Below are 18,169 nucleotides of genomic sequence, written 5' to 3' on the forward strand. Positions count from 1 at the left end.
ATTATTTCTCCGGTAGGAAACTCGACGCATTTTGCAGGTAGTCAAAAAACCACCTGATAATTTGACTGAACTGTGGGATCAGTTGTGACTGCTGCCAGTCTGCACTTTGGGGAAGTGGTGTAAAAGAATCCGCAATAAATAGAATGGCAGAAACAATTAACACACCACGCAATGCCCCAAAACAGATCCCCAGAACCCGATCTGTACCTGATAAGCCTGTTCGCTGAACAAGTGAACCAATGACATAGTTTACTACTGCGCCAACGATCAGTGTTGCAATGAATAAGATAGCAATCGCTACTCCATTACGCACCAACTCATCTTCAAGGCGAGCGAAATAAACCGCCAGATAAGTATAAAAGTGACTTGCAACAAAGAAAGCACATCCCCAAGTCATCAGAGAAAGTGCTTCACGAACAAAACCGCGAATCAAGCTAACCAGTGCAGAGAAACCAATAATGGCAATAATCGTATAATCAATCCAGACCATATTTTAATCCAAAATAGGCTCCCGACACTCAGGCCGGGCGCATTCTAACAGAAAACGAAAACGTTTGCGTAGCAGATTTATCACTGTACTAAAAATAATTAAGGAATCTGTCATCCTAACCTTTATCAGCTCTAAAATCAGGCTTTTGATCTTTCACGGGAGATTCCATCTCCGCATGAAAGATCAATTTTTTATGGTTTGTAATTTTTAATTTGCCCCTGCAAACCCGTTAACTCTTTCAATTCAGGTAAAACAAATGCCAAAGCCTGCCTTGAGGCGTTAGGCCCAACATAAATCCGGGTCAATTGCCCCTGTACCGGAGAAGAAGGGATGGTATAAACCTGATGCCCGGACAAACGCAGCCTGGACACTATCTCATTTACCTTATCTGCATTTTTTAACGCACCAAGCTGGACAACATAGGCGACTGCTTGTGGTGCCTGCTCTACTGGTTGAGGCTTGACTTCTGGCCGGCTGGCAGGTTTAACCTGTGGCCTGGCTTCTGGCTTAGTTTCCACTTTCTGCATAGAAGGAGATTCAGGCCTTGTCAGCTTGGGATCTTGAGTGATTGCAACAGGAGGTGGAACCCGCGGCGCAGGTTCCGACGATGATAAACCAGACAACATGTCTGTTTCTGGCTGTTGCTCCTGAGTTTGTGTCTGCATCGCCTCAGCCGCACCTTCCGGTGGTGTAGATGGCATACTTTGAGTCAGTGGCGGAATAGAATCAATATTCTCTTCATCACCAGGCTTAGGCACTAATGGAATAGAAGCGAATTTTTCTTCATTGTATTTCTTGTCGCCGTCAAACAGCATCGGCAGCACGATGACACTCAGTGCCACAAGAACGATGGTTCCGACTAAACGATTTTGAAACCTACTTGCCACGTCCCTTCATCTCCTCCAATGATTCCATAACATGAGCGACAGTATGGAAAGAGCCACAAACCACAATGATATCTTGTTCTGATGCGTCTTCCATGGCCTGATCCCATGCCTGCTCTACTTCCGTGAATGTCCGGGCTCCAGAAAGATGTTCAGCCAGCATCTGTGCTTCTGCCCCCCGGAGTTCATGTAATGATGCACAATACCATTCGTCAATTTGCCGGGAAAGACAGGCAAGCGTCCCCGCAATGTCTTTGTCTTGCAGCATACCGACAACACCCCGTATTTTGCTGTCCGGTGAACGGGGTAATTCAGCCAGTTTTTGTGTCAGATAATCGGCCGCATGAGGATTGTGCGCCACATCCAGAATAACCAGTGGATTTTCTCTGATGATTTGAAAACGCCCCGCCAACTGGGCACGTTTTAAGCCTTCATGCAGTGCCCGCTCATCAATAGCCTGACTGATTTTATCATTCTGCTGCAACAAGCAGTGAACCACGCCCATTGCCGTTGCGGCGTTAGCCAATGGCAGATTAGGAATAGGTAACGAATTAAATTGTTGGGCCGCTGTTCGCCAATGCCAGCTTTCTTTGTCTTGTGAAAAGTCCCAATCGGCACCACGGCGGAACAAATTCGCACCCAGTTCATCGGCCACTGCCGCAATGGAGTGAGGCATATCAGGTTCACCGACGACAGCAAAATGATCACGACGGAAAATACCAGCTTTCTCACGCCCGATATGCTCGCGATCTGCTCCGAGCCAGTCCGTATGATCCAACGCAATACTGGTGATCGCCGCAACATCAGCATCCACAATATTAGTGGCATCCAAACGGCCACCTAAGCCTACTTCAAGGATCACAATATCGAGGTTAGCTTCTTTGAAAAGCTGCAATGCTGCCAATGTACCGTATTCAAAATAGGTTAAGGAAATATCACCACGCTGAGATTCAATATCCGCAAAAACACGGCAAAAATCCTGCTCTGTCGGTTCATTACCCTGAATACGAACCCGTTCGGTATAACGCACCAAATGCGGCGAGCTATACACCCCCACTTTCAGACCAGCAGCCAGAAAAATGGATTCAAGGGTATGACAGGTTGTGCCTTTGCCATTTGTGCCAGACACCGTAATGACTTTTGGGGCCGGATGTAATAGATCCAACTGCCTGGCGAGTGTTCCTACACGTTCAAGCCCCATATCGATAGCTTTCGAGTGCAAATTTCCAAGATAGGAAAGCCACGTCATCAGTGACGACGTAGCTTGAGGAGTTTGTAAAGTATCAGACATCTTCTTTATTAGGATTGATGTTTGTGTCAACTTCAACGTCAGCAGGTTCGGCAACAATTTCTGTCACCTCTGTCTTCGTACCAGGTTGTGGCTGATGAGTCAGCATTGCAAGCAGGTTAGCGATTTTTCCCCGCATTTCCGGGCGACGTACGATCATATCAATTGCTCCTTTTTCCAGCAGAAACTCACTGCGCTGGAAACCTTCCGGCAATTTTTCACGGACGGTTTGTTCAATAACCCGTGGGCCTGCAAAACCAATCAGTGCCTTAGGCTCTGCAATATTGATGTCACCTAGCATCCCCATACTGGCGGTCACTCCCCCCATTGTCGGGTTAGTCAGAACACAGATATAAGGTAAACCCCGATCCTGCATTTTCGCCAACGCAGCACTGGTTTTTGCCATCTGCATCAGCGACATCAGCGCTTCCTGCATACGTGCCCCACCACTGGAAGCAAAGCAGACAAATGGGCAGTTGTCTTCCAACGCCTGTTCAACTGCGCGAACAAAACGTGCTCCCACAACTGAACCCATTGAACCTCCCATAAAGCTAAACTCAAATGCACCAGCCACCACTGGCATATCGTGTAGTGTACCTTTCATCACGATCAGGGCATCTTTTTCCTGAGTTTGCTTTTGGGCCGCAGCCAAACGATCTTTATATTTTTTAATGTCGCGGAATTTCAGGATATCTTTAGGCTCCAATTCACTGCCTAACTCTGTCGTGCTTTCTTCATCCAGAAATGCCTGCAAACGCTGACGGGCAGAAATTCGCATATGGTGGTCACATTTCGGACACACTTCGAGATTACGCTCTAACTCAGCGCGGTAAAGTACCTGACTGCAACTGTCGCATTTTGTCCAAACTCCTTCAGGAATACTGGCCTTACGAGTTTGCATTATTTTGCTTTTATTTAGAATTTTTTCAATCCAGCTCATTAATGAACCTTTCCGTCTGATTCTGGCACATACTTTTAACAATGTATTCTCGGTATACTTGAGTATGTGCCAGCTTATGTTTTACGTGCCATTAAACCACAATGCTATAACAGTGTGGACAAAAAACTGCTCAAACCTGTTTGATGGTTATCTAATTATTATCTACCACTTTTTTAGATGCGGCACGGCGATGACGCCAAATTTCAATAACCCCAGGCAGAATAGAAATAAAGATAATTGCAACAATCAATAGTTTCAGATTCTTCTGAACAATCGGCATATCACCGAATAAATAACCAGCATAAGTGAACAATAATACCCATACAAACGCGCCAATGACATTATAAGCAGCAAAATGGCGATAAGACATTTTCCCCATCCCGGCAACAAATGGCGCAAATGTTCGGATTATTGGCACAAATCGCGCCAGAATTATTGCTTTTCCACCATGTTTTTCATAAAACTGATGGGTTTTATCCAGATAGCTACGGCGAAAAATCCTGGAATCCGGGTTATTAAACAATTTATCACCGAAAATTCGCCCAATAGTATAATTTATGGCATCACCGATAATGGCCGCAATGATGATCAACGCCACCATAATATGTACGTTAAGATCGTTAGAATCTAATGCCGATAGTGCTCCCGCTACAAATAGCAGAGAATCTCCCGGCAAGAATGGTGTAACCACCAGCCCCGTCTCGCAAAATACGATTAAAAATAAGATGCCGTATACCCAATAACCATAATCAGCAACCAATTCGGCCAAGTGGACATCAATATGTAAAATAAAATCGACAATGAACTTCGCGAAATCAATAAAATGAGTAAACAACTCCATAATATTCCTCGTTATGCTCAAACATCCTTGTCATCATTCGACAGTATCAGATTAATTCATCGGCCAAAAACAAAGGCCCCATAACAGGCTCAGGCAAGCCAAAATGGACAGGATAATCTACTGCAACTAAATACAGCCCTTCAGCTTTAGCTGTTGCGGCTGATTTTGTCCGATCTTTCAGTGCCAGCAATTCAGCCATCCATTGGATGCCCTGATTACCACAACCAATTTCCAACAAGCTGCCAACAATATTGCGCACCATATGATGAACAAAAGCATTGGCCTTGATATCTACAACCACATAATGCCCATGACGACTGACATTAATATGCATCAGATTACGCCACGGCGAATTGGACTGACACTGTACTGCCCTGAAAGAAGTGAAATCATTCTCTCCCAACAGACATTGTGCCGCTTCATGCATTTTTCTCTCATCCAACGGATAGTGAAAATGCGTGACACCTTTCGCCAGTACCGCAGGACGGTAACGATGGTTGAAAATAACATACCGATACCGGCGTGCCGTTGCACTGAAACGAGCATGAAATTCATCATCTACCGTTTTTACCCAACGTACTGCAATATCCGGCGGCAAATGAGTATTAACTCCCATTGTCCATGCTGCATCTTTACGTTGTACTGACGTTTCAAAATGCACTACCTGCCCGGTTGCGTGAACACCTGCATCCGTTCTGCCCGCACAGAAAACAGAAATAGGTTCATCTGCCACTTTTGACAATGCTTTTTCCAAACATCCCTGTACACTTCTGACTTCTTGCTGGCGCTGCCAACCATAATAACGGCTGCCGTCATATTCAATCCCCAGTGCAATTTTCACTTTTTTTGCTTCTGGTACAGACTGATTTAGTTCTGTAGCAGACATCAGTAAAATTGCTCCTGTATCAGTTTTTCTGCGATTTCAACCGCCATCAGAGCACCACCAAAGCGGATATTATCGGCAACAGACCAGAACTGTAACATCTCCGGCATTCCGTAATCATTACGCAAACAACCGATACTCAACCCATCAGCACCTGATGCATCTGTAACCTGAGTTGGATAATCACCCTCTTCCGAGAGCTGAATTTCTTCAAGACGTTCAAATTCTCCACGCGCTTCTTCTATACCAATTGGACGCAGTGTTTCCAGATTAACCATCTGAGCAATACCGTAAAACACGGAAGATTGAACACAACTCACTGAGACAGGCAAACCTTCATCCTGCAATATTCTGCGAACTTGATCGACGATACGACGCTCTTCGCGCACCGTACCTTCAGCATCAGGCAATAAAGGCAGCAGGTTAAACGCCAATTGCTTATTGAAATGTCCTTCATCGGGCGGAATACCATTCAATAAACGGGCACTTTGCCCTGCCAACTCTTCAATGGCAGCTTTACCATGTACGGAAACAGGCAATATATTGGTTAGCTGTAAACGTGCAATACCCGCAGCATCAATTAACGGTTTGATAGCTGTCAGCACTTGACTTGTCGCACTATCGGCAACCGCAATAATGTTACGGTTACGGTATTCAGCTAAAGCATACGGGTTCACTGTCGGGACAACCAACGGAACATCCGGTTCTGCTGCAAACAATCCACTGCTGTCAATGACCAGACAACCTGCTTCTGTTGCTTTTGTAATATATTGTGCTGTCACTTCCATACCCACAGCAAAAAATGCGAGCTGTGCCTGTGACCAATCAAATTCTGCGGCATCATGAACAGTGATATTTTTGCCGTTAATACGCTGGATTTTCCCGATACTTTGCTCACTGGCAAGAAGATGCAGCTCACCAACCGGAAACTGGCGTTCCTGCAATAACGCCAATATCGCTTCACCTACTGCGCCCGTTGCACCCAAGAGCGCAATATTCCAACCTTCTGACATGTTGGTTTTCTCCACTTCTTTTTTGTTCCACTGCTTTTTTATTTTGGTAACAGGCAAAAACTTCTGCCTGCATTAAATCACTTTTTCGTTAAATTAATTTAGCGTTAAACCCAATTCTGGATAGTAATTGAGCACTGTCTTCTGAATCACAATGCACTGTCAGGGAAGACCACTCTCGACGTTCAGGATAATTTTTCCGCAACTGGTCAAAAGCACCATCCTGCCCGGCTACCTGACGCAGTGGTGTATCATCACGGCGCACATCATACACTAAATGCATCAAGCGCTTCAGGATGCTTTGTGTCACTTCGCCATGAACTGTGATATGACTGAAATCAGACTCAGGCAACAACGCAGATAATTCTGTCTTCTGTGATTTCCCCAGGAATTCACAATACGCCTCAAAAACCTGAGTTGTGCCACGAGCCTTGCCTTCCAGAGTGTATCCCGCAATATGCGGTGTACCGATATCAATCAAGTTAAGCAAAGGTAATGAAAGGTTAGGCTCTGGTTCCCAGACATCAAGTACGACACGTAATTTTTTTCCGTTTTGCAGCGCTGATAACAATGCTTGGTTATCAACCACTTCACCACGACTGGCATTAATCAAGATTCGGTTGTCCGGCAGAGCAGAAAGTAATTTTGCATCTGCTAAATGATAAGTTTGATAAGGGCCTGATGGGTTAAGTGGCGTATGGAACGTCAGAATATCTGCTTCCCTGATCAGCTTTTCCAAAGGCCAGAATTCGCCTTCGTCTCCCCGATCGGCACGAGGCGGATCACACAACAAGGTTTTCACGCCCAAAGCAGCCAGTCGATCAGCCAGACGTCCCCCGACATTACCGACACCAACAATGCCGACAATTTTATCTTTCAGTTGAAACTGATCCTGTTCTGCCAATACCATCAATGCAGAAAAGACATATTCAACCACAGCAATTGCATTACATCCGGGAGCAGCGGAGAAACCAATGCCTGCCTGCTCTAACCATTGCTGATCAACATGATCCATGCCGGCAGTAGCAGTACCGATAAATTTCACCGGACTATCTTTTAGCAAGGACTCATTAACTTTAGTGACAGAGCGAACCATAAAGGCATCTGCATGTTCCAAAACCCCCTCAGGCACAGGGCGGCCCGGAATTGCCTGAACTTCCCCTAATTGTTTAAAGAGCTGTTCAGCATAAGGCATATTTTCATCGACTAAAATTTTCACTTTTCTCATCCAACGGCTTAAATGGGCGTGATCCGCTATTCTGCCATTTAATCGGCATAATACCTAATTCCCCTTTTTCTTTTGAGTTGCTTCTTTGTTAAAAGTCACGCGAAATCTATTGGTCATTGTTACACTAAGTACACGATATTCTGATACACGCGATTTAACTCAATGAAGAATCTATGGTTTCCCCTTATTGCTGTACTAATTTGGTCAATTAACGCTGTGGTCAGTAAAGCCGCTGCCACTTCAATTGAACCTGCTGCTATCGCTTTCTATCGCTGGTTCATCGCTTTTTTGGCTTTAACTCCTTTTATCTTATTACCCACACTGAAACAGTGGAAAATGCTTACCCGATATTGGTGGAAGTTATTGATCCTCGGTTCCCTCGGTATGGTTCTTAATCAAAGTCTGGTTTACTACGCTGCTCATACTGTCAGTGCAACACTGATAGGGATCTTTACTTCGTTGATCCCACTGTTGACTGTCATACTCAGTATTTTTGTCTTGCGAGTTGCCCCGACAGTTGGAATTATGCTCGGTACAGCTTTTTCCCTGTTTGGCCTTATATGGTTAGTTGGCAAAGAAGAACCTGGTGCCCTGTTACAACACGGATTAGGGTCAGGAGATATAATGATGTTTATTGCATCAGCAGCCTACGCTCTGTACGGTGTTCTGACCAAACGCTGGGCAATTCCATTACCGAACTGGCAATCACTCTATGTACAGATCGGATTTGGAGTCTTGTTACTTTTGCCTAACTTCATGATGACAGAAGATATCCGGTTAACCAGCAATAATATTTCTCTTGTGCTGTTTGCAGGTATTCCTGCTTCAATTATTGCTCCTTATCTGTGGATACAAGGGGTTATTCGCCTTGGAGCTAATATGACCTCAATCTTTATGAACCTGGCTCCTGTTTTCACCGCAATTATTGCCATCGCGGTACTCCATGAGAAAATGTATAGCTATCATCTGATTGGTGGGGGTATTGTGCTGGCTGGTGTAATTCTTGCTCAACAATTACGTATCCCAATAACGCGTCAGAAAACTTAACTAGCACTTTATCAACAATATTTTTACCAATTATCGCCCAATGTTTTACTGGGCGATAATGGAAAATAGTTATTATAATAAAATAGCTTCTGATGTTACCAAAGAAAATAAACCAAGTATTGAATAGCTAAATTAACTTTATACAAAAATATCATGTTAACTGATTATTTTATTTTTACTTGATTACTCACTATAAAATATCCTCCGAATTGAGTATACTTTCCACGCTCTGCATTGCGGGGATCTTTTATAATTTTATTCTTATTATCCGTTTTTCTGACTGACATTTTCCCCGGTTTATGAGCCCAAATATGGGAGCGTTCGTGCTTATTATTTAAAACCAATCGATACCAATGGTAGTCCCAGTCATCTGCATAATCGTCAGTAGCAAAAAGTGCTACAACATGGTTCGGATAGTATTTTTCATCTCTATAATCATCTAACATAATTAATCCATCTGACATTGCGCCATCTATAACAACTTTCATAGTGCGTTCTTGTAAAAGTTTCTCAGTATTCCCTCCCGGTTGATAATAATGTCCACCGGCATAATTACAGGCGTAAGAATAACAGTTATGTAACTTCTGCTTTTCAGATGTATTCCAGAAAGTTGTATTGAACAATCCCGCTTGCACAGTAATCAACTTACCCGTTTTCGGACTCAAGATATTGACTGTATAGAGTTCATCATTATTTACATCGTGTAAAGTATGTCTTGTTTCATTATGCAGGTCTTCATCTGGATCGTCTCCCTCAGAACAATCAGAAGTATCTTGCTGAAGGTTAATTATATCCTGAAATATCATGGACTTAAAGTTACTATTTTGGTTAGAGGACTCCATTAAAGTGAAGCCAAGATATCTACTTTGATAAAGATCGGGCGCTCTTCCATCACATATATAAAAAGAATTAGTCAACCCATAACTATGTGCTATTGTCTGCTCAGTGCCATCAATTTCGACTAAAAAACCAGAGAATCCAAGCTTTCCACAGGTTTCTCCAAAGTTAATTCCCTTAATATTATCCCTGAATAACCCCAGTAGCCATCTTGAGTTCATTTCATAATCGAGATCATAGTAATACCAGTAATAATCTTCCAGTCCAGAAAAAGTCAGTAATGTTACTCTAATCATTCCAGGCCCCATATATAATTTTAGTATGGATGTTGTTATTCTCAATAAATACAAACAATTACAAAAACATTTATAATCCATAAATTTATTTTTGTTAATATCAAAATTATTTAGATAAACATCTAAAACAAACATATTTCTATTATTTCTTTTAAAATTGTTTTATATTCTGAAAATACTACAGGTATATGAAGTCACTTCAAGTAATCATATATATGTTTATATTGCATGACATTATATTTTAATAAATCTAATGAATCATAAAAGTTAACTCTTTTCACTTTCAATATCTATTACATAACTTCAAAAAATCTTGAGGCATTTAAAAAATTAACATCTTTCAAGTTAAGTGATTAAAGTCACATCTAAACACTTTTTTCTGTTAATAGAATATTTCAGTTCTATAAATTAATAATGCACCGGAGATTTATAAAATTGTTTCCATCATCGGTGCTATGTGAGGAATAAAAAATGAAGATACTTAAAACATTATTCACTACTGTTGGCCTACTTTTCTGTACCAATACCTTTGCTGTCAGTGCTCCTGACAGAACGGAATGTATTGCCCCTGCTAAACCCGGTGGTGGCTTTGATTTAACCTGTAAATTAGTTCAAGTCTCATTGCTGGATACCAAAGCTATTGATTCACCTATGCGGGTGACATTTATGCCCGGAGGCGTTGGCGCCGTTGCCTATAATGCTATTGTTGCTCAGCGGCCTGCCGAACCCGGCACTATTGTCGCCTTTTCTGGTGGCTCTTTGTTAAATCTTGCTCAAGGAAAATTTGGACGCTATAACGTGAATGATGTGCGCTGGCTGGCCAGTGTTGGTACTGATTATGGTATGATTGCTGTTCGCAAAGATTCTCATTACAAATCATTAAAAGATCTCATTGATACATTCCAAAAAGATCCTACCAGCATCGTATTTGGTGCCGGAGCTTCTATTGGTGGTCAAGATTGGATGAAAACGGCCTTACTGGCAAAACAAGCTGATGTTGATCCGCGCAAAATGCGTTACGTCGCCTTTGAAGGTGGTGGTGAAGCAATCACAGCTCTGATGGGTAAGCATATTCAGGTTTTCTCTGGAGATATCAGTGAAACCCTACCTTATCTGACGAGTGATAAGCTGCGTGTTCTTGCTGTTTATGCCGATAAAAGGCTTGGCGGTGCTTTAGCGAATATCCCGACAGCCAAAGAGCAAGGCTACAACATCGTATGGCCAGTTATTCGTGGTTTTTACATGGGACCCAAAGTCTCTGATGAACAATATCAATGGTGGGTAGATACATTCAATAAATTACAACAAACGGATGAATTTAAAAAACAACGCGAACTACGTGGCCTCTTTGAATTCAATATGACAGGTAAAGAGTTGAATGATTATGTGCAAAAACAAGTTACTCAATACCATGAGATGGCTAAATCCTTTGGTTTAGCAAAATAACAGGAATAGCATCATGAGCGATCATATCTTTGCTGCTATCTGGTTAGTCCTGTGTGGAATTGGATTGGTCATTGGCTGGGGTATTCACAGTGAATACAGCTATGAACCTCTGGGGCCGCGGCCATTCCCGATTGCCATTATCTCATTGATGGCGCTATGCGCACTATTATTGCTATTCAAAAAAACGGAAATAACTCAATGGCCTGTACCACAAGTTCTGCGCCGCTTATTGCTGCTGATGGTTTCACTTCTCTTTTATGCAGGAACATTCGAGTGGTTAGGCTTTCCTCTGGCGACGACGTTATTGACCATCAGCATCGCATTGCTGTTTAACGCCTCACTTCTCGCTGCAATTATTTCTGGGGTGAGCTTAGGTATATCACTCTTTTTTGTGTTTGATCGCCTGTTAGATGTCACGCTACCCATTGGTAGTCTGTTCAGGTAAGGAGAATAAAATGGATACTTGGATATACCTGACACAAGGTTTTGAAGTCGCATTAATCCCTAAGAATCTGATTATCGCATTAATAGGCTGCTTCATTGGTACGGTTGTTGGTTTACTCCCCGGTCTGGGGCCAATAAATGGTGTTGCCATTTTATTGCCGTTAGCTTTTGCCTTGAAATTACCCGCGGAATCCGCCTTAATTTTATTGGCAACAGTCTATATTGGTTGTGAATATGGAGGGCGGATATCTTCAATTCTGCTGAATGTTCCGGGAGATGCCGCCGCAATTATGACTGCTCTTGATGGATACCCAATGGCGAAACAGGGGCAAGCTGGTGTTGCGTTGTCTATCTCAGCAATCAGCTCATTTTGTGGTTCACTTTTAGCTATTGTTGGTATCATTTTGTTTGCTCCTCTTCTGGCGAAATGGTCTTTGGCGTTCGGGCCTGCTGAATATTTTGCTCTGATGGTTTTTGCGATTGCCTGTCTTGGCAGCATGATGAGCCAGAATCCTGTCAAATCTCTATTGGCTGCTTTGATCGGGTTAGGGTTAGCTACAGTAGGAGTCGATGCTAATACTGGGGTTTATCGCTTCACGTTTGATAGTGTCCACCTTTCTGATGGGATTCAGTTTATTGTCGTTGTGATCGGTCTGTTCTCTGTCAGTGAAATTCTGCTGATGCTTGAAAATACTTCCACTGGACAAAAAGTAATAAGTAAAACCGGACGACTACTGTTTAACAAAAAAGAAGCCCAAACCTGTACCGGGCCAATATTACGCTCCTCAGTCATTGGTTTCTTTGTTGGTATCCTGCCCGGTGCCGGAGCAACGATTGCCAGCGCAATCACATACATGACAGAAAAACGGCTGAGTGGAAACAGCGATTCATTTGGTAAAGGTGATATTCGTGGTGTGGCAGCACCTGAAGCAGCCAATAATGCATCAGCATGTGGTTCATTCATTCCTATGCTTACTCTGGGCGTCCCCGGTTCAGGTACTACAGCCGTAATGATAGGTGCACTGACGCTCTACAACATCACACCGGGGCCTGCTATGTTTTCGGAGCAACCGGATATAGTCTGGGGGTTGATTGCTGCCCTACTTATCGCCAATATTCTTTTGCTCATCATGAATATTCCGATGATTGGGCTGTTTACCCGTATGTTGAGTATCCCTCTGTGGTTCTTAGTGCCAGCCATAGCCACCGTTTCAGCAGTCGGAGTTTATGCTGTACACAGTACGACATTCGATCTGATGTTGATGGTTGGTCTGGGGGTGTTCGGTTATATTCTTAGGAAAATGAACTTTCCAATGTCACCGCTCATCTTAGGGTTTGTATTAGGTGAAATGTTGGAACAAAATTTGAGACGGGCACTTTCAATCAGTAACGGTAATTTCGATATTTTGTGGAGGAGTACCATTGCTCAATCTTTGTTGGTCTTAGCTGTGTTGGTTATTATCATCCCTCCTATCTTGCGGATAGTTCACAAAAAACGTAAGAAAAATGAGAAGATTTACAGCCAATCCACATAGTTGGTGAATTGGCTTTCATGTAGACCGTTAAAACTTTTCAGTTTTAGAAAATCAGTTCATATACTTGCGCATTACCAGAGATGCATTTGTACCGCCGAACCCGAAGCTATTAGACATAACCGTTTTTAGCTCGCGTTCGGTAGGTTCAGTAATAATATCCATGCCAAGCGCTTTTTCATCCAGATCTTCGATATTAATACTTGGTGCAATAATTCCATGCTCCAACATCAATAAACTGTAAATCGCTTCCTGAGCACCGGCCGCCCCCAAAGAATGCCCGGTCATCGCTTTAGTTGCTGAAATAGCAGGTGTCTTGTCACCAAATACTTCTCTAATCGCTTCCAGCTCTTTCAAATCACCAACAGGTGTTGATGTGCCATGAGTGTTAATATAATCCACCTCACCTTCAATACCATCCAGAGCCATCTTCATACAACGCACAGCGCCTTCACCTGAAGGTGCAACCATGTCCAAACCATCTGAATTCGCTCCGTAGCCAATAACTTCAGCATAGATATGTGCGCCACGAGCCAATGCATGTTCTAATTCTTCAACAACAACAATACCGCCACCACCAGCAATAACAAAGCCGTCACGGTTTTGATCATAAGTACGGGAAGCTCGGTCTGGTGTTTCATTATATTTGGTAGAGAGTGCTCCCATTGCATCAAATTCACAGGCTATTTCCCAGCTCAGTTCTTCACCACCACCGGCAAAAATAACGTCCTGTTTACCAAGCTGGATTAATTCAACCGCATGACCAATACAGTGTGCAGAAGTTGAACAAGCGGAACTGATAGAGTAATTTACGCCTTTAATTTTGAACGGCGTCGCCAGACAAGCGGAAACACCGGAAGCCATTGTCCGTGTCACCATATAAGGCCCGACACCCCGTAAACCACGAGCACGCATACCATCCGCACAGGCAACCTGATTGTGTGGAGAACCGCCTCCAGAGCCGACAACCAGCCCTGTACGTAAATTAGAAACCTGATCATCGGAAAGGCCAGAATCTTTAATTGCCTCATCCATCGCCAGATAAGCATAAACAGAAGCATCACTCATAAAACGCTGTGTTTTACGGTCAATCAAACCTGTTGTATCCAGTTTGACATTCCCCCATACGTGACTGCGAAGCCCCATTTCTTTGAATTCTTCGGAAAAAGTGATCCCGGAACGGCCTTCTTTCAGAGATTTCAGCACCTCTTTCTGGTTATTACCAATACTAGATACAATGCCCAAACCAGTGATTACTGCTCGTTTCATTAATTACCTCATCAATATGTTTACCTGCGGGATTTCCTTCTCGCACTTTAGCGTACACTTGTACGCTGAACAAGTCCGATCAGGGTAAAAATCATGAACAATTGATCATAACCCAGACGTTAAGATCGCTCATAAGTGGTGTAATAGCATCAAGACCGTTAAAATCCTCGTTATTCTTCTCAACAATACAGGCCTTATTTTGAACAACAGTATTGTGCAAAACAGTGCTATCAGTAGCGCAACCCTAAGCTGGAATGAACAGGGCACACCTATTTCTGAGCAATTTGATGATGTTTATTTCTCAAATCAAGATGGGTTAGAAGAAACCATATATGTATTTTTACAAGGCAATCATTTTCCTCAACGTTTTAGCACTCATCACCGTTCTGATTGCGTTATTGCCGAAACCGGATTCGGTACTGGGTTAAATTTCCTTGTACTCTGGCAATCTTTTTCAGAGTTCAAACAGCAATATCCAGACGCTACGCTAAAAAGGCTGCACTATATTAGTTTCGAAAAATATCCATTAAAAGTCGCTGACCTAAAAAGTGCACATCAACGCTGGCCAGAGCTGCAAAAGTTTTCTGAAGAATTATGTCAGCAGTGGCCTTTACCACTTGCAGGTTGTCATCGGTTAATTCTGGATAATGGTGCTATTACTCTGGATCTCTGGTTTGGCGATGTAAATGAACTATTGCCCAAGGTAAATTCCGGCCTGACAGGTAAAGTTGACGCATGGTTTTTAGATGGTTTTGCTCCTGCCAAAAACCCACAAATGTGGAGCGAACAACTGTTCACTGCAATGGCAAAATTTTCTCGTCCGAAAGGAACATTTGCGACATTCACATCAGCAGGTTTAGTACGCCGTGGACTACAAGCAGCCGGTTTTACTGTCACAAAAATCAAGGGGTTCGGGCGTAAGAGAGAGATGCTGACAGGTGTTTTACCTGCCTCAGTTCACAACGCCAAAACGGATATGCCCTGGTTTGCCCGCCCTGGCACTGATCATACTGATGATGTCGCAATCATTGGTGGAGGAATTGCCAGTGCATTTACTGCTCTTGCTTTACTGCAACGTGGTGCAAAAGTCACGCTATACTGCCAGGATACACAGCCAGCACAAGGAGCATCAGGTAACCAACAAGGCGCGCTTTATCCTTTACTCACTGGTCGTCACGATCCATTAGAACGTTTCTTTACCTCTGCATTCACCTTTGCCCGTCGTCAATATGATGAACTGACTAGTGAAAACGTGTTATTTGAGCATCAATGGTGTGGTGTTAGCCAAATAGCTTATGATGAAAAAAGTCACAACAAAATCGACAATATGCTGCACACAGCATGGCCGGAAGATATTGCTGCTGGAATGGATCGTCAACAATTGAGTCAAATCAGCGGCCTAGATGTCAACTATCATGGTATCCATTATCCACAGGGAGGATGGTTATACCCGGCACAATTAACTCAAGAAATTATCAAACTTGCACAGCAACGTGGTATGAGGACATATTTCAACCACGAAATAACACGACTGGTTCAGCATGAAAATGGTTGGCAACTACACATTGAACATCAGGGAAAAACACAACTTAAAAACCACAAAGTGGTTATCATTGCCAATGGACATTGCCTGGCCCAATTTGAACAGACCGAAAAATTTCCTGTTACCGCAGTCCGTGGTCAAGTCAGCCATATCCCAACAACTGACCGGCTTAGCCAGCTAAAAAGTGTGCTGTGTTACGATGGTTATATGACCCCCGTGAATCCCAAAAATCAGCATCACTGTATTGGTGCAAGTTATCAACGCGATCAATTAGATACTCAGTACTCTTCTGCCGAACAACAGGAGAATCGTGATCGTCTCCTGAAATGTCTCCCTGATGTTGATTGGGTAAAACAAGTTGACATTTCAGAGGATAAATCCCGTCAGGGGATACGATGTGTGATTCGGGATCATATGCCAATGGTCGGGAATGTACCTATTTTCAGTGAAATTATGGCAAAATATGCCGATTTACCTCAACAGATACAGTCTGGGGAGAAAATAGACGAATCACCTTGCTACCCTGATTTATTTGTTATTGGCGCATTAGGTTCACGTGGTTTGTGTTCTGCTCCTCTAAGTGCTGAATTACTTGCAGGGCAAATATTTAATGAAGCCTTGCCACTTGATGATGAAATATTAGCGGCTTTGCACCCAAATCGTTTCTGGGTCAGAAAGCTGTTACGCGGTAAAAAAGTGAAAGCAGAAAGGCCTTAATTTTTGACAACCTCACCCGTCCTAAGAGGTTGTCGCAAAGGCTGAGGTTTTACGACACAACGAATAAGCCTCGATTTGCATCAGGCATAATTTGTCATGCCTGATGCTACTGAAATTGCATCAATTGAAACGATTAAAACTCAATTGTAGCTTTCTCATGCAATCACTAAGCGTTTCATTGCACAACGCTGGACTGCCGAAAACCCATATTTAATTTCATCTTGTAAAATCTGTTTCAATGCTTCACTTATCTGCTGAGATTCTAAAATAGAAAATCCCAGTCATTGATAAAAAGGAGCATTCCAACTGACATGACGGAAAGTCGTTAAAGTCACAAACTGTAATTTACGCTGTTTAGCAACCTGAATAACTGTTTCTATTAACGACTTACCGATTCCCTTTCTCTGCCAATCTCCATACACAGACAGTTCAACGATATGCAGTCCATCATCCAAAGGTTTAACCAGAATAAAGCCTATCGGTTTCCTCTTCTCCAAAGCTACCCAACTATTATCCTGAGCAGTATAGTCCAAATGTTGTTGTTCCGTTTGTACGTGACCATCAGCAATCCAGGCCAAATCAGGTATAAAACGAAACAACTGTGCAGCAGAATATTCAATTGCAGGTAATTGACTTACATCCGATGTTTGTGTTTGACGAATAGTAAACATGATTTATCCTGACAATTTATTTGATGGTCATATTAATAATATTAAAATAAATACTCCACTTATAAATAAGAATTTAAAATACGTCAGTTTATTGATTCTAAAAGTTATTCAAAGCATAAATTTCATTGCTGTAATAATAATACCAGAAAAACCAAACATCATTGTTACCATCCACTTGGTCTGAGCCGCCATTTTATCTGAAACTTCCTTATGTAGAGATAATATTTTACTATTCATAGATGACATTTCCTTATATACAGATGACATTTCTTTATTCACAGATGTTATTTCATTATGAATAAGTACTTTTACTGATTCAATATCAGCTTTTGTCGCATAATTGGATTTTATCACTTCCATATCTATTTTTAATTGTGAGACATCCGTTTTTAGCAGTGAGACATCTTCTTTTAACAATGAAACATCTATCTTTAACTGAGAAACATCTATCTTTAACTGAGAAACGTCTACCTTTAACTGAGAAACATCCGTTTTTAGATAGGAAACATCTAATTCCAGATTGTCAAATTTTTTTTCCAATTGTGGATTCATACTTTGCCTTCCCCTCCATCTTGAAGCACTAAAACTTATCGATTCAGGTAACAAAAACATCTTATCACCAGTATAAAATCCATATCCACTTCGCACAGAGCAACTTCCCAACCCCATGTTATTACCTCCTGAAATATCCTTTTCAACTCTGAACTTTCACAGATAATTAATTCTATTTTTTATGAATTATCTGTTTATTTTCTATTAATTAATCGCATTTCATACGATTAAATTTCCTCTCCTATTAAGCT

At 42.4% G+C, this 18,169-nt stretch carries 17 protein-coding genes; 5 read left to right on the plus strand and 12 right to left on the minus strand.

The features are described 5' to 3' along the window. Window position 1: 1 nt before the first annotated feature. The 8 genes from cvpA to pdxB all read right to left on the minus strand — a co-directional run bounded on the left by cvpA (window position 2) and on the right by pdxB (window position 7,555). Window positions 2-490: a colicin V production protein gene (gene cvpA / locus AAC147_RS17235; RefSeq protein WP_047678476.1), complete on the minus strand. Its 489-nt coding sequence runs from the start codon at window positions 488-490 to the stop codon at window positions 2-4. A 191-nt stretch (window positions 491-681) separates the two neighbouring features. Then, a complete protein-coding gene (gene dedD / locus AAC147_RS17240) occupies window positions 682-1,377 on the minus strand; it encodes a cell division protein DedD (RefSeq protein ID WP_047678479.1) in 696 nt (231 codons plus the stop codon). Next, on the minus strand, window positions 1,367-2,665 hold the full coding sequence (gene folC / locus AAC147_RS17245) for a bifunctional tetrahydrofolate synthase/dihydrofolate synthase (protein ID WP_047678482.1): 1,299 nt from the start codon (window positions 2,663-2,665) through the stop codon (window positions 1,367-1,369). The genes dedD and folC overlap by 11 nt, the downstream gene beginning before the upstream one ends. After that, a complete protein-coding gene (gene accD, locus AAC147_RS17250) occupies window positions 2,658-3,602 on the minus strand; it encodes an acetyl-CoA carboxylase, carboxyltransferase subunit beta (RefSeq protein WP_047678484.1) in 945 nt (314 codons plus the stop codon). The genes folC and accD overlap by 8 nt, the downstream gene beginning before the upstream one ends. Window positions 3,603-3,753: 151 nt before the next feature. Further along, complete coding sequence (locus tag AAC147_RS17255) at window positions 3,754-4,443, minus strand: DedA family protein (protein ID WP_276552539.1); 690 nt, start codon at window positions 4,441-4,443, stop codon at window positions 3,754-3,756. 46 nt (window positions 4,444-4,489) lie between these two features. Continuing rightward, window positions 4,490-5,329, minus strand: a complete 840-nt coding sequence (truA, locus tag AAC147_RS17260) for a tRNA pseudouridine(38-40) synthase TruA (RefSeq protein ID WP_047678487.1) — start codon at window positions 5,327-5,329, stop codon at window positions 4,490-4,492. Beyond that, the gene (locus AAC147_RS17265; protein WP_047678593.1) at window positions 5,329-6,339 is read right to left on the minus strand and encodes an aspartate-semialdehyde dehydrogenase; all 1,011 of its coding nucleotides are present in this window, start codon (window positions 6,337-6,339) and stop codon (window positions 5,329-5,331) included. Before AAC147_RS17265 ends, truA begins: the two co-directional genes overlap by 1 nt. 88 nt (window positions 6,340-6,427) lie before the next feature. Next, the gene (gene pdxB / locus AAC147_RS17270) at window positions 6,428-7,555 is read right to left on the minus strand and encodes a 4-phosphoerythronate dehydrogenase PdxB (RefSeq protein WP_047678596.1); all 1,128 of its coding nucleotides are present in this window, start codon (window positions 7,553-7,555) and stop codon (window positions 6,428-6,430) included. A gap of 171 nt (window positions 7,556-7,726) precedes the next feature. Between pdxB and AAC147_RS17275 the strand changes: the two genes are divergently transcribed. Then, window positions 7,727-8,611, plus strand: coding sequence for a DMT family transporter (locus tag AAC147_RS17275; protein WP_047678490.1), 885 nt, complete (start codon window positions 7,727-7,729; stop codon window positions 8,609-8,611). Between the two features lie 164 nt (window positions 8,612-8,775). Here the strand turns inward: AAC147_RS17275 and AAC147_RS17280 are convergent, their stop codons facing one another. Further along, window positions 8,776-9,879 (minus strand): hypothetical protein, encoded by a 1,104-nt coding sequence (locus tag AAC147_RS17280; RefSeq protein WP_156115310.1) that lies wholly within the window; start codon window positions 9,877-9,879, stop codon window positions 8,776-8,778. Between the two features lie 336 nt (window positions 9,880-10,215). Between AAC147_RS17280 and AAC147_RS17285 the strand changes: the two genes are divergently transcribed. Genes AAC147_RS17285 through AAC147_RS17295 form a run of 3 tightly spaced genes read left to right on the plus strand, consistent with a single transcriptional unit; the run spans window position 10,216 to window position 13,169 of the window. Next, on the plus strand, window positions 10,216-11,190 hold the full coding sequence (locus tag AAC147_RS17285; RefSeq protein WP_047678496.1) for a Bug family tripartite tricarboxylate transporter substrate binding protein: 975 nt from the start codon (window positions 10,216-10,218) through the stop codon (window positions 11,188-11,190). 13 nt (window positions 11,191-11,203) lie between these two features. Next, on the plus strand, window positions 11,204-11,635 hold the full coding sequence (locus AAC147_RS17290; RefSeq protein ID WP_047678499.1) for a tripartite tricarboxylate transporter TctB family protein: 432 nt from the start codon (window positions 11,204-11,206) through the stop codon (window positions 11,633-11,635). Between the two features lie 10 nt (window positions 11,636-11,645). Further along, window positions 11,646-13,169 (plus strand): tripartite tricarboxylate transporter permease, encoded by a 1,524-nt coding sequence (locus AAC147_RS17295; protein ID WP_047678502.1) that lies wholly within the window; start codon window positions 11,646-11,648, stop codon window positions 13,167-13,169. Between the two features lie 51 nt (window positions 13,170-13,220). Here AAC147_RS17295 and fabB read toward each other — a convergent pair whose 3' ends face one another. Beyond that, on the minus strand, window positions 13,221-14,435 hold the full coding sequence (gene fabB / locus AAC147_RS17300; RefSeq protein ID WP_047678505.1) for a beta-ketoacyl-ACP synthase I: 1,215 nt from the start codon (window positions 14,433-14,435) through the stop codon (window positions 13,221-13,223). A gap of 214 nt (window positions 14,436-14,649) precedes the next feature. Between fabB and mnmC the strand changes: the two genes are divergently transcribed. After that, on the plus strand, window positions 14,650-16,695 hold the full coding sequence (gene mnmC / locus AAC147_RS17305) for a bifunctional tRNA (5-methylaminomethyl-2-thiouridine)(34)-methyltransferase MnmD/FAD-dependent 5-carboxymethylaminomethyl-2-thiouridine(34) oxidoreductase MnmC (protein ID WP_047678598.1): 2,046 nt from the start codon (window positions 14,650-14,652) through the stop codon (window positions 16,693-16,695). Between the two features lie 281 nt (window positions 16,696-16,976). Here the strand turns inward: mnmC and AAC147_RS17310 are convergent, their stop codons facing one another. Beyond that, window positions 16,977-17,366, minus strand: coding sequence for a GNAT family N-acetyltransferase (locus AAC147_RS17310; RefSeq protein ID WP_231571304.1), 390 nt, complete (start codon window positions 17,364-17,366; stop codon window positions 16,977-16,979). 108 nt (window positions 17,367-17,474) lie between these two features. Beyond that, window positions 17,475-18,035: a hypothetical protein gene (locus tag AAC147_RS17315; protein ID WP_231571305.1), complete on the minus strand. Its 561-nt coding sequence runs from the start codon at window positions 18,033-18,035 to the stop codon at window positions 17,475-17,477. Window positions 18,036-18,169 lie beyond the last annotated feature (134 nt).

The organism is Xenorhabdus sp. NBAII XenSa04 (assembly GCF_963866145.1).
GTDB classification, from domain to species: Bacteria; Pseudomonadota; Gammaproteobacteria; order Enterobacterales; family Enterobacteriaceae; genus Xenorhabdus; species Xenorhabdus indica.

What these genes read in the sequence shown, in the direction of transcription:
- cvpA (WP_047678476.1), bottom strand. Translation starts at nt 490, where the DNA reads ATGGTCTGGATTGATTATACGATTATTGCCATTATTGGTTTCTCTGCA.
- folC (WP_047678482.1), bottom strand. Translation starts at nt 2,665, where the DNA reads ATGTCTGATACTTTACAAACTCCTCAAGCTACGTCGTCACTGATGACG.
- accD (WP_047678484.1), bottom strand. Translation starts at nt 3,602, where the DNA reads ATGAGCTGGATTGAAAAAATTCTAAATAAAAGCAAAATAATGCAAACT.
- AAC147_RS17255 (WP_276552539.1), bottom strand. Translation starts at nt 4,443, where the DNA reads ATGGAGTTGTTTACTCATTTTATTGATTTCGCGAAGTTCATTGTCGAT.
- truA (WP_047678487.1), bottom strand. Translation starts at nt 5,329, where the DNA reads ATGTCTGCTACAGAACTAAATCAGTCTGTACCAGAAGCAAAAAAAGTG.
- AAC147_RS17265 (WP_047678593.1), bottom strand. Translation starts at nt 6,339, where the DNA reads ATGTCAGAAGGTTGGAATATTGCGCTCTTGGGTGCAACGGGCGCAGTA.
- AAC147_RS17275 (WP_047678490.1), top strand. Translation starts at nt 7,727, where the DNA reads ATGAAGAATCTATGGTTTCCCCTTATTGCTGTACTAATTTGGTCAATT.
- AAC147_RS17280 (WP_156115310.1), bottom strand. Translation starts at nt 9,879, where the DNA reads ATGTTTGTTTTAGATGTTTATCTAAATAATTTTGATATTAACAAAAAT.
- AAC147_RS17285 (WP_047678496.1), top strand. Translation starts at nt 10,216, where the DNA reads ATGAAGATACTTAAAACATTATTCACTACTGTTGGCCTACTTTTCTGT.
- AAC147_RS17290 (WP_047678499.1), top strand. Translation starts at nt 11,204, where the DNA reads ATGAGCGATCATATCTTTGCTGCTATCTGGTTAGTCCTGTGTGGAATT.
- AAC147_RS17295 (WP_047678502.1), top strand. Translation starts at nt 11,646, where the DNA reads ATGGATACTTGGATATACCTGACACAAGGTTTTGAAGTCGCATTAATC.
- fabB (WP_047678505.1), bottom strand. Translation starts at nt 14,435, where the DNA reads ATGAAACGAGCAGTAATCACTGGTTTGGGCATTGTATCTAGTATTGGT.
- AAC147_RS17310 (WP_231571304.1), bottom strand. Translation starts at nt 17,366, where the DNA reads ATGTTTACTATTCGTCAAACACAAACATCGGATGTAAGTCAATTACCT.
- AAC147_RS17315 (WP_231571305.1), bottom strand. Translation starts at nt 18,035, where the DNA reads ATGGGGTTGGGAAGTTGCTCTGTGCGAAGTGGATATGGATTTTATACT.